The 12,606-nt window shown below is 38.3% G+C and carries 4 protein-coding genes; 3 read left to right on the forward strand and 1 reads right to left on the reverse strand.

Annotated features, from left to right (window positions below; all coding sequences use genetic code 11):
• Positions 1-15: 15 nt before the first annotated feature.
• Together BC781_RS12190 and BC781_RS12195 are read left to right on the forward strand one after the other, a co-directional pair.
• The gene (locus tag BC781_RS12190) at positions 16-8,328 is read left to right on the forward strand and encodes a PKD domain-containing protein (RefSeq protein ID WP_211323790.1); all 8,313 of its coding nucleotides are present in this window, start codon (positions 16-18) and stop codon (positions 8,326-8,328) included.
• A gap of 32 nt (positions 8,329-8,360) precedes the next feature.
• On the forward strand, positions 8,361-9,149 hold the full coding sequence (locus BC781_RS12195; protein WP_109618049.1) for a DUF4382 domain-containing protein: 789 nt from the start codon (positions 8,361-8,363) through the stop codon (positions 9,147-9,149).
• A gap of 64 nt (positions 9,150-9,213) precedes the next feature.
• On the opposite strand, the gene BC781_RS12200 is transcribed toward BC781_RS12195, so the two are convergent.
• Positions 9,214-10,527 (reverse strand): T9SS type A sorting domain-containing protein, encoded by a 1,314-nt coding sequence (locus tag BC781_RS12200; RefSeq protein ID WP_109618050.1) that lies wholly within the window; start codon positions 10,525-10,527, stop codon positions 9,214-9,216.
• A gap of 862 nt (positions 10,528-11,389) precedes the next feature.
• Between BC781_RS12200 and BC781_RS12205 the strand changes: the two genes are divergently transcribed.
• A complete protein-coding gene (locus BC781_RS12205; protein WP_109618052.1) occupies positions 11,390-12,589 on the forward strand; it encodes a S8 family peptidase in 1,200 nt (399 codons plus the stop codon).
• The last annotated feature ends 17 nt before the right edge of the window (positions 12,590-12,606 follow it).

The raw sequence follows: 12,606 nt of genomic DNA on the forward strand, positions 1-12,606 counted from the left end.
TTGGAAATCACAGGAATGGATGCGAGCTGTGGGACAAATACCGTAGATATTCCAGTAACACTTTACCGCATTCCAGATCAGTTGAGTTTGACCTCTATAGAGAATTGTATCTTGGATGGCACAACAGACTTGGAAGTGATTACGGCAAATACTGAAGTGATTTCAGGTTATACTTATACCTATACTTTGAGCGCTTTAAGTGGAGGTACATTCAGCTTAGATGCACAAGGTTCAGACGGTTCAGGTTTGGAGTTGGATAATATCAGCTTTGCGACAGGCAGTGCTAGTATTACGGCAAATATCAACTTAAGTGTTGGCGGTTTGAATGCGAGTTGTACGACAAGTTCAATAGATATCCCTGTAACACTTTATCGACAAGTCGATCAATTAACTTTAACTGCAATAGAAGAATGTTTGCAAGATGGTTCGACAGGTTTATTAATTGCGACAGAGAATACGAATCCTGTTGATAGTTATACTTATTCATGGAGTCTCACAGGTCTTTCGGGAGGAAGCATTGACTTGAGAACAAGTGGAACAGATGATTCGGGTTTATACTTTGACAATATCAGTTTTACAGGCAGTTCAACAGAGATTACAGCTGATTTGAGCTTGACGGTATCTGGAATGGATGCGAGCTGTGGCACAAATACAGTAACTGTATCTGTAAATATTCACCGCTTACCCGATCAACTCAGTCTGACAGCCCAAGAGTTCTGTACCTTAAATGGTGCAGACAATTTACAGGTTGTTGCAGAGAATGGGACAAGCCTTTCAGGTTATAGCTATAGCTGGACAATGAATAGCATCAGTGGGGGAACAGTCAGCATGTCTGCTACAGGCACAGATGGTTCGGGGCTTGAATTTGATGCGATTACATTTGGAACAGGAAGTAGTGAAATTACAGCCAATGTACGTTTGGAAATCACAGGAATGGATGCGAGCTGTGGCACAAATACCGTAGATATTCCAGTAACACTTTACCGCATTCCCGATCAGTTAAGTTTGACATCCATAGAGAATTGTATCTTGGATGGTACAACAGACTTGGAAGTGGTCACGGCAAATACTGAAGTGATTTCAGGTTATACTTACACCTATACCTTGAGTGCTTTGAGTGGAGGTACATTCAGCTTAGATGCACAAGGTTCAGACGGTTCAGGTTTGGAGTTGGATAATATCAGCTTTGCGACAGGCAGTGCTAGTATTACGGCAAATATCAACTTAAGTGTTGGCGGTTTGAATGCGAGTTGTACGACAAGTTCAATAGATATCCCTGTAACACTTTATCGACAAGTCGATCAATTAACTTTAACTGCAATAGAAGAATGTTTGCAAGATGGTTCGACAGGCTTATTAATTGCGACAGAGAATACGAATCCTGTTGATAGTTATACTTATTCATGGAGTCTCACAGGTCTTTCGGGAGGAAGTATTGACTTGAGAACAAGTGGAACAGATGACTCGGGTTTATACTTTGACAATATCAGCTTTACAGGCAGTTCAACAGAGATTACAGCTGATTTGAGCTTGACGGTTTCTGGAATAGATGCGAGTTGTGGCACAAATACAGTAACTGTATCTGTAAATATTCACCGTTTGCCCGATCAACTTAGCTTGACAGCCCAAGAGTTCTGTACCTTAAATGGCACAGACAATTTACAGGTAGCTGCAGAGAATGGAACAAGCCTTTCAGGTTATAGTTATAGCTGGACGATGAATAGCATCAGTGGGGGAACAGTAAATATGTCTGCTACAGGCACAGATGGTTCGGGGCTTGAATTTGATGCGATTACATTTGGTACAGGAAGTAGTGAAATTACAGCCAATGTACGTTTGGAAATCACAGGAATGGATGCGAGTTGTGGGACAAATACCGTAGATATTCCAGTAACACTTTACCGCATTCCCGATCAACTTTCACTCACTTCTTTAGAAGAGTGTGCTGCCGATGGAGAGACAAGTTTAAGTATGTTAAGTCCAAACACAGAGAATATTTCTGGCTATACTTATTCATGGAGTTTGTCGAATTTTACTGGAGGTACTTTTACCTATAGTGCTTACGGAAACAATAATTCAGGGCTTGATTTTGAATCTATTTCATTTAATGGTACTAGTAATGAAATTACAGCAGATTTGCAGTTGATTGTGGCAGGTATCAGTGCTTCATGTACTTCAAATACAATCACTATTCCAGTTACAATACACCGAATTCCTGAACAGTTCGCTCAGAACTCAATAGAAGAATGTGTGCTCAATGGGACTACAAATTTATCAGTAGTTGATGAAGTAGCTAACCCGATAGATGGTTATACCTATACGTGGTCGATTTCAAATATTGATGGTGGTAGTTTCAATATTAGCCCAACAGGAGCAAATAATTCTGGATTAAACTTTGACAACATCGCATTTACAGATGGCCGTACACAGATTACAGCAGATGTGAGCCTTGAGGTGGGTGGCATAAGTAGTACCTGTAATTCAACACATACCATTACAGTAGAAATCAATAGAATTCCTGATCAATTGACACTGTCATCAATCATAAGCTGTGAGATGGATGGTGCAGGAAATATTCAAGTTGTTGATCCTAATACGGTTGCATTAACTGATTATACCTATACTTGGTCGTTAGATAATCTTTCAGGTGGGGCAATCAATATTCAAACCCTAGGGGCGGATAACTCGGGTGTAGAATTTAATGATATAGATTTCTTCGGTGGAGGTTCTAAAATCACAGCTGATCTAAATCTTAGTATTTCAGGTTTAGATGCTTCGTGTACACAGTCTACTGTTAGTATACCTGTAGAAATCTACAGACAACCCGACCTTAGTGCCTATATCGCATTTGAGAGCTGTGTGTATAATGAAACGGAAGACTTGGTCTTGTATGAGGAACAGGCAGAAACCATAGTCGGCTATAATTACACATGGAATATTAGTGGGATAAGTGGAGGAAATGTATCCTATTCATCTTTTGGGAATAACAATTCGGGTTTCCAACTAGATGAAGTCACGTTCAATGGAGGAAGTAATGAAATCACTGCAACCATTGAATTGGAGCTTGAAGGTTTAGATGGCAGTTGTACCAATACAACTGTATCTATCCCATTAACCCTGCATCGTTTGCCTGATCAGTTCGATTTAGCTGAAATCTTTATTTTTCTATGTGAAGTAGATGGAACTGTAGTCGTAGAGGCTGTTGCAGAAAATGAGGTAGAGATCGATGATTATGTTTATGCTTGGACATTATCAACACCTTCAGGAGGAACTTTCAATATGGAAGACTTTGGTGTCAATAACTCAGGTGTGAATTTTAAAGATATCTTTTTTGATGCTGGAAGTGAGGTGATCACAGCCAACTTAAATTTGGTGGTCAATGGTCTTAACCCTGTTTGTGCATCGGCCTCAAAAGATATTCCTGTGACCATCAGTTTAAAAGCAGAAGAAGTAGTGCTACCCGACACCATACCTTGTGTGGTAGATGGCGAAAGTGAAGTGGTATTTGCTGAGCCAAGGGCAGAATTATTGGTCGGGATTACTTATTCATGGGCGGTGTCTGATCTTTCAGGAGGTACCTTGGAGACGGAGGCTTATGGTTTAAGTGATACAGGATTGCGTTTTAACAATGTCAATTTTGAGGATGGTGTTGACGAGATTACAGGTACAGTTACCCTAACACAAACAACAGATTGTAGTGTAACAGAACAGGATACAACTTTTACCCTAAGACGAAAAGCTGATCTCACTCAATTTACCCCACAATCATTGTGTTTAGTGGAAGGTGCTAGTAATGTTGAATTATTTGCACCACAAACTGAAACAGTCTCTAGTTTTGCTTATGCATGGCAAATACGCTCGGTAAATGGAGGAAGTTTTAGTCTGTTAGCCACAGGTTCAGATTCTTCAGGTGTCAATTTGAATGATGTGAATTTTGACGAGGGTGTAAGTCAGATTATTGCAGAGGTAGAAGTGACGGTAACTGGTGGTTGTGAAACCGTAAGCGAAGTTGTAGATATTGTCATTGAGCGTAGTGCCGACTACTCAAGCTTTACAGATCAAGACTTATGTGTGAGAAATGGGGAAGTGGATGTAGCACTGTTTTCAGAGCGTACGGAACTGATCTCAGGGTTTACCTATGGATGGACGATTACTTCAATAAGTGGAGGTACATTGAGTCTTGTAGAGTTTGGTAATAATAACTCTGGTTTACAACTGACAGATATTCAGTTTGATGATGATGCAACGAATATTGTAGTCAATATAGAAGTAGCTGTAGATGGAAGTTGTGATACAAGTCCTCATAACGTTGAAGTGACGATTAATCGAAAACCAAGATTGGATGATATAGCTGACATCGTCTTATGTGAGGTCGATGGCGCAGCTAGTGTGTTGGCTATGGATGAACTCTCAGATGCGGTCACTTTGTTCAGTTACAATAGTACTTTAGTCGCCAATTCGCTAGATGGAGGAACATTCTCCTTAGCACAATTTGGTGATAGTAATTCGGGGATAAATTTCGAGAATATCAATTTTGCAGATGGCAGTAACCAAATCCTAGCTGAAATAGAAATAGAAGTTCAAGGAGGTTGTGAAGTGGTCAGTGCGATAATTCCTGTAGAGATCAATCGTAAAGCTGATCTTAGTTATTTAGCTGATCTAGAACTTTGTGAATTAAACGGAGCAACAAATGTAGTGGCTATAGATACATTAGCAGAGTCAGTAGCTGGTTTAAGTTATGTTTGGGCCATTGACAATAGTACCTTAAGCGGAGGAACATTTGAACTTCTTCCTATGGGAACAAATCAAACGGGCTTGAACTTGAATAACATTCAGTTTTTAGCAGATAGCAGTCAGATTACAGCAGATATCATTGTGATTTCTCAAGGAGGCTGTGAAGACGTAAGCACTACAATTCGTATCACAATTAATAGAGAATTAGAATTTTCATCATATACAGATGTTGTATTATGTCTTGACGGAAATGAAGATACCGTCTTGGTCTATGATGAAATGGAAGAAAATATCTCAACTTATAATTTCCAATGGAGTCTGTCGGAAAATTTACAAGGGGGTGTAATGACAGTTACTCCATTTGGAAATATGAGTTCGGGTTTGAACTTTGAAGATATCGAGTTTGCAGATGGAAGCCTAGAAATTACAGGAGAATTACTGCTGACAGAGGTAGAAGGAGCCTGTGATTTTAGTCCTTTAACTATTCCAGTTCAAATCCAGAGAAAACCAAATCTTGATGAGATACCTGATATTTCGCTTTGTGAGGTTGATGGCACCACATCAGTGGTTGCTTGGGAAGGTATTTCAGAAGCAATCTCAGCTTGGAATTATAAATATACGATAGATGCAGCAAGTCTGAGTGGGGGAAGTTTTACCTTATCAACTTCAGGAAATAGTAATTCTAGCTTAAGCTTAAATACCATCAGTTTTGCAGAGGGAAGCAACCAAATTACAGCTAAAGTTGACGTAGAGGTGAGTGGAGGTTGTGAAACGGTAACTAAGGAAATCTTAGTAGAAATTCTGAGAAAAGAAGACTTAAGTACACTAGAAGATGTATCCGTTTGTGAAACAGATAGTAGCACAAATGTTGTGCTCTATGATGTGTTTGAAGAAACGATTACGGGTTTTAGTTATTCTTGGAGTTTTGTGACGGGCTCAGTAGATGGTGGTTCTTTCACATTAAGCCCTCAAGGTTCAAATAACTCTGGTTTGGAAGCAAATGATATTACTTTTGATGTAAATAGTTATGAAATAAATGCTGAGCTCGAACTTACAGTACTAGGAAGCTGTGAGGATGTGAGTACCATTGTGAGTGTTCAAATTCGACGTTCGGCAACTTTTGACCAACCGCTTATCTATGACTTCTGTGCTGGGGAGAACGGGAGTCTAGTGGCGGTCTCAAACGATACAGACTTATTCAATTTTACTTGGGCAGTTGATTCCATTTCAGGAGCAAATGCAAGTAGAACCACAAGCTTACGTACGAGCATTGAAAATACAACAACGGCTACTCTTCAAGATCTTTTTGTGAATAATGAAGATTTCCTCGATGAAGAAGGAATTATAGAAGTAGTTGCCACAATTACAAGTACGAACAAACAGAATACCTCGTGTACAACATCGGAAACGTATACCATTCAGTTTGTGAGAATTCCTGAGGTAGAACTACCGTCTAGTAGTGTAGAGGGCTGTTCTGAAACACCAAATATTCTTTATCCTTTTGGTGCGGATGACTATACCGATGTCTATAATTTTAGTTGGTCATTGGTTGAAAGTTCTTTAACAGGAACAAGTACAGTCGGTACTACTGAGATCAGATCATTAATTAATAATTCGACTGCGCAGAACCTTGAAGTCCTTATTCTGGATACTTATTTCTTAGATGCGAGTGTAACGGAAATAAACTTTGATGTAGAACTAGAGGCAACGAATAAAGTGGTAGAAAGCTGTCAATCACCAAGTAGTTCTGCCGTTTATAGCTTTACTATCAAGCGATCTCCTTTGGTGGAGCTTACGGAAACAGAAGGATCATGTGAAGATGGTTCTATTCAACTGCAATCAAATTATGCAGAATTGTCATTCTTAGCGTATTCTTGGACACTAAATGATGTACAAGGTGGTGGATTAACCAGTTCAGATTTGAATACTTTTGCGCTGAATCTTCAAGCCGATTATTTTGATCCGACGAGTTATGAGTTGAGTGCTTGGGCTAAGTTGGAAGTTGAAAACACGCTGATCTCTGATGGATGTATCGGGGTAGATTCTACTTGGGTCTATTTCCACAGAACACCAGATCCATCTTTCACAATGACATCTACCGTAGGTTGTGCCAACCAAGAGACCGTTTTTGATGCCACTTCTTCTGGTGTGCCTTTAGGAGCAAATACCTATGAATGGGATTTCAACTACGATGGAACAACCTTCAATACAGATTTAACAACAACAGATTCTATCGTCTCACATGAATTTAGTGGAGAAGGGACATACACGGTTGCTTTAAGAATAACGACTTCATTAGGGTGTACTTCATCTGATATATATCAAGAGACGTTTACAATACATCCATCACCTGAAGCGGTCTTTACAGCACCACTTTCAGTTTGTATAGATGAAATGGTGAATTTCACGAACTCTTCAACAAGTGGAATACCAAATGGAAGCTTGAGCTATTCGTGGTCTTATTTGGATGAGGATGGGGTAGAGGTCGGAACAGACAGTGTAGCAACTCCATCGTATACCTTTACTACAGCAGGAGTTTATACTGTATCGCTTACGGTAGAAAATGAATTGGGTTGTTTGGAGACTACAACACAAGATATTGAAGTTTTAGACCTTGCAGATATCAGTTTATCCGATAATGTATTTATCTGTTTTGGTGAGTCTGCAACACTTAGTGTAACAGGTGGCGCTAGATATGAGTGGAGTACAGGAGAAACTACAAATGAAATCAGTGTTTCACCTGAGTCAGATACTTTATATACGGTTACAACTTATAATATTAATGACTGCCCGAGAGTAGATACTGTATTTGTGAGTGTAATCCCTACGGGTACATTATATTCTACACAAGAAGCTTGTGAAGGTGAGCTCGTAACCTTAGATGCAAGCCTTGAGTATGACGGTTTGGTACAAGAGGTTACTTGGAGTACAGGAGAGCGTGGAACAAGCATTGAGGTAACAGAAGCTGGACTTTACTACTATGATGCAAAGGTAGTCCATATAGAATCTGGTGTGGAGTGTACGTATAGAAATGAAATTGATTTGACACTTAATCCTTTACCCGCTGAAAATTATACAGATGAGGTCTTGTTCTGTTTTGAAAATAATGCCACACTAGAACTTTCGGCTGTAGATGGTGAGCAGTTGACCTACTTGTGGTTAGATACAGAAGAAACAAGCCGTAGTATAACAGTTAGTGAAGAAGGCTTGTATAGTGTACTCATTACGGATATGTCGCATGATACAGAATGTACCACATTGGAAGAAATTTCAGTCCGAGAAGTATGTCCGCCAAACTTTACACCTCCGACTGCATTTACACCAAACGATGATGGCTTGAACGATTACTTCTACATACAAGGGGAGTATCTACAAAATATTAAACTAGGTATCTATAACCGATGGGGAGAAAATATCTTCTATAAAGAATATGCTGACCACACTGAATTGAAAGATCCTAAAAATGGATGGGATGGAACATACCGAGGAGAAAAAGTGCCATTAGGGGCTTATGTGTATATTCTGGAGTATGAGAGTGAATTCTATCCAGGTGAGAAGTTTAAAGAAGAACGTAGTATTACGGTTATATATTAGTATTGTATTTTTTCGAATTAAACTTTTATTCAATGTTAAAATCAATTTTTAAGTACTCAATTATCACACTAGGCTTGTTTTCACTTTTTTCATGTAGTGATGATGAAAATGGAACAGCAAGAGTTGAAGTTAGGCTAACAGATGCGCCAGCAGACTATGAAGAAGTAAACATCAATGTGGAGAATGTTCGCCTTAATCTATCTTCAGATGAAAGTGAAGAAGGTTGGAAAGACATGGAAGGTGTTGAAAGTGGAATGTACAATTTGTTGGAGCTGACAGGTGGTGTAGATGCACTCTTGGCGAACAATGAATTACCTGCTGGATACCTTTCTCAAATCCGATTAGTACTTGGGGATGGTAACAATTTAGTAGTTGACGGTACAGAGTATGCTCTTAGTACTCCTTCAGCCCAATCTTCAGGTCTGAAAATCAATTTACAGCAAGAATTGCTTGATGGCATCACATATAAAATCTTGCTAGACTTTGATGTCGCAAAATCAATCGTTGAGAAAGGCAATGGAGGGTATAGCTTAAAGCCTGTGATCAGAGCAATGGCTGAGGCTCAAACTGGTGCTGTGCTAGGTCAAGTGAACCCTGTGGTTCAGTCAATGGCATATGCAATTGTAGATGCAGATACGATTGCTAGTGCTGCGACTAGTGAAGAAGGAATTTTCTTTTTGAGAGGTCTTGAAGCAGCAAATTATAAAGTAGCTGTAGTTCCTGCAACAGATAGTGGTTATGCTACTGTTGAAGAAGAAAATGTTGAAGTGACGATTGGTGAGGTAAATGACTTAGGTGTTATTGACTTGTCAGAATTATAATAAGAAATACAAGAACCGCTTCTAAACTAGAAGCGGTTCTATTCTACAAACTTATAACCTATTATTAATTTCTTTTTATCAGACGGAAGCTTTCTGTTTGATTGCCATAGTTCAAATGAACGGAGTAGGCTCCTTGTGGTAATTTTGAAACATCGAGTTGATTACTTTTTTCTAAGATATATGTTTCAAGTACTGGCATTCCTAGTAAATCGTAGACAGTCACTTTTACTCTTTCTAAAGTCTGGAGTCTTAAGTTTTTGAACTGTACAATGTCTGCTGCAGGGACAGGATAGAGCATCAATTCATATGCACCCGCCTCTTTATTTAATGTAATGGTTTTCGAGTACTCATAGCTACCATCTAGGTCAACTTGACGAAGCCTGTAGTAGTTGTAACCTTGTAGAGGTTCTTGATGTGTAAACTTATACTGTTGGAGTACTTCAGTGGTACCAAAGGCCAATTCTTCTCCAATTTTTTCGAAGTTGATACCATCAATAGAGTGTTGTATTTCAAATACTTTACTATCAATTTCAGAAGCCGTTTCCCACTCAAGTAGAGTAGTAGTACCAAGATCTTTTACACTGAAACTTGTTAGGCTTACAGGAGTGATACGGTCACAAGATTCAGAAGGAAATGCATCTATAATTTTACAGATTGCAGAAGATGAACTGGGGCCAGCTTTAGGAATAATTTCTAATTGGATGTCTGTTGGAGTAGTGGCAGTTAAACTTCTTCTTAGTGTTACACAGATTTCAAGGTCTACAAAATCACATTCTTCCTCTTCATCATAGTCAGAATCTTCAGCACAAATACCGTCGTCAGCAAAGTCATTCCCTTCAATTTTAAATCCATCTGTTAGGTCATCGACACATATACCAAGGTTTACAATACCATTATTTTCTGTTCCTAATTTGATTCCTCCACCGCCATCACAACTCAAAGCGGTTTCACTTGCTTGACCAGTTACAGATGTATAAACATCTCCATCATAGGAGAATTGTATCTGAGAAATCTGAATGTTACTTCCAAGAATTGAGCTACCAAGTTCATCTAAGAAATTGAAACTCATATTTGATAATGAAGGAGCATTTTCAGCACTGATCGTATAGCATACTTCGAGTTCACAACTAAAGTCATTAGGTAATTCTAAATCTACATCAATATCTGTTGTGATGGTATTTCCTCCTACATTCTGGGAGAAAGAACATGCATTTGAGTTTAAGTTGTTTCCATCTATGCCATCTGTTTCAATTTTTTCACAGACTGAAAGAAGGTCGTCAGTTGGAACATTTTGAGCGTAGGAAGTTTGTTGTGTAAAGAACATTACACTTAGCATACAGAGGCTAAGGGTTAGTAGCCTTTGAGTAGAAGTAAACATGGTTTGTTTTTAGTTATAGGTTTTGATAATGATTAGGTTTTTCTTCTGATTTCCTTGAAAAACTCACGGGCGTGATATTTTTAACTGATCAGAATATTTAATTCAACTAGATTAAGGGAATATCATCTTTAAAGGTTCGGACTAATTTCTTTAAAACAACTTATTCATTAAATATTTAAAAAGTTGAATTGTAAGTAGGAGTTTAAATTAAAGCTATGAGATACAAAAAAATCCCCCTTCAGGAACTGAGGAGGGATACACCTAAAATTAACTAATTAATCAATTGATGTAGATTTAATTAGGTGAAATAACAAACAACTGAGTTATTCGTGTTCTAATGTAGTACTCTTCAGCATAGATTATTTTACGATTCTAGCTTCAAACTTACAGGTGTTAATTCATTGAAGTATAAAGACCATGTTAGCTGAGTATAAAAGACTGACTCAAGAAAGTCTGTTGCAGCTAGAGTCATCGTTTAGCGTGGTTTTACTAATGACTAAAATGGTTTTATGTCTTTCGAAAGATGTGCTTTGTTAAAAGATATAATTAAAGTGTGTAGTTATATAATCATGTAAAGAGATCTTAAGAATATTTTAAATAATTTGATTACGGAAATCTTAAATATTAGTCTAAGGTTCATTATTTCAGTCTGTTAGAGGGCTTAATTTACTCTAAGTATTCGGACTGGTTTACAGACCATTTTTGTTTTAAGAACAGCTTTTTACACAGGTTCTGATCATTTGAAAATCTCAAAACTGTTTAGCTTTCCTTAAGCATCATTAAAATCGATCTCATCACTAACTATACATATTTTTATAACTAATCAATTACTAACTATCCATTACGCTAAAACGACTATTAAATGAAAAATTCAATTATTAAACTTGGCATCTCGGTACTTATAGGCTTGATTATTTTTTCATGTTCGCCCACTGAAGAAATCAAATTCAACGAAACGGTTGATCCAGATTTAGCAAGTATTGTTGAGGACAATTATGTTGTGTTTTTAAAGGAAAGTTCAACTTCCAATGCAAGACAATCTCGCCTTTCATATATCGAAAGACAGGAGGTTATGACTGAGGATGCTGGTAATTTTGCCTCAGAGTTCAAGCTATCAAAGCTTAATGTGAACAAAGTTTATGGAGGGGTATTGAACGGCTTCTCTGTTAAAATTCAAGACAAATCAACTCTAGAGCAAATTACGAATGATCCAAGAGTTTTAAGAGTAATAAAAGATGAAATAATAACGCTTAATAAACCAACAACCAATGATGAGGTAAGTGCTTCTTCTACGCAAACCATTCCTTGGGGAATTACAAGAGTAAATGGAGGTGTAAACTACACAGGTAGTAATGTTGCTTATGTGATGGACTCTGGTATTGATTTAGACCATCCTGATCTTAATGTTGATGAAACTTTGGGTTTCAACGCTTTCACTAGAGGTAGAGACGGACGTTCGTTGGATGACTTAGATGGTCATGGAACTCATGTAGCAGGTACGATAGCTGCTATCAATAATGATATTGGTGTAATAGGTGTGGCAGCAGGTGCTACAGTTGTTCCTATAAAAGTGCTAAATTCTAGAGGTAGTGGTTCTTACTCTGGTATTATTGCAGGTATTGACTTTGTTGCAGCCAATGGTAGTGTTGGCGATGTAGCAAATATGAGCCTTGGTGGAGGTGGTTATACTCCTCTTGACGATGCCGTAACACTTGCTGCACAATCTTCTGGCGTGAAATTTATCTTAGCAGCAGGAAATGAAGCACAAGATGCAAGTAATGTTTCACCTGCTCGTGCAGAAGGTACAAATGTTTTTACAATCTCTGCTTCAGATATAAATGATAACTTTGCTTCTTTCTCTAATTACGGAGCTCCAGTAGATTGGTGTGCACCAGGTGTTAATATTCTATCTACCTTCCCAGGTGGACGTTATGTTTCTTATAATGGGACATCAATGGCTGCGCCACATGCTGCTGGAATTTACTTATTAGGAGCTGCTAAAGTTTCTGGTACTGTGAATAACGACCCTGATGGTAATCCTGATCCAATAATCAGTAGATAGTACTATCTACTCGATAG

Origin of the sequence: Sediminitomix flava (genome assembly GCF_003149185.1) — a bacterium.
GTDB classification, from domain to species: domain Bacteria; phylum Bacteroidota; class Bacteroidia; order Cytophagales; family Flammeovirgaceae; genus Sediminitomix; species Sediminitomix flava.

Excerpts from the sequence above, each read along its gene's own strand:
- BC781_RS12190 (WP_211323790.1), top strand. The coding sequence starts at position 16 with ATGGATGCGAGCTGTGGGACAAATACCGTAGATATTCCAGTAACACTT.
- BC781_RS12195 (WP_109618049.1), top strand. The coding sequence starts at position 8,361 with ATGTTAAAATCAATTTTTAAGTACTCAATTATCACACTAGGCTTGTTT.
- BC781_RS12200 (WP_109618050.1), bottom strand. The coding sequence starts at position 10,527 with ATGTTTACTTCTACTCAAAGGCTACTAACCCTTAGCCTCTGTATGCTA.
- BC781_RS12205 (WP_109618052.1), top strand. The coding sequence starts at position 11,390 with ATGAAAAATTCAATTATTAAACTTGGCATCTCGGTACTTATAGGCTTG.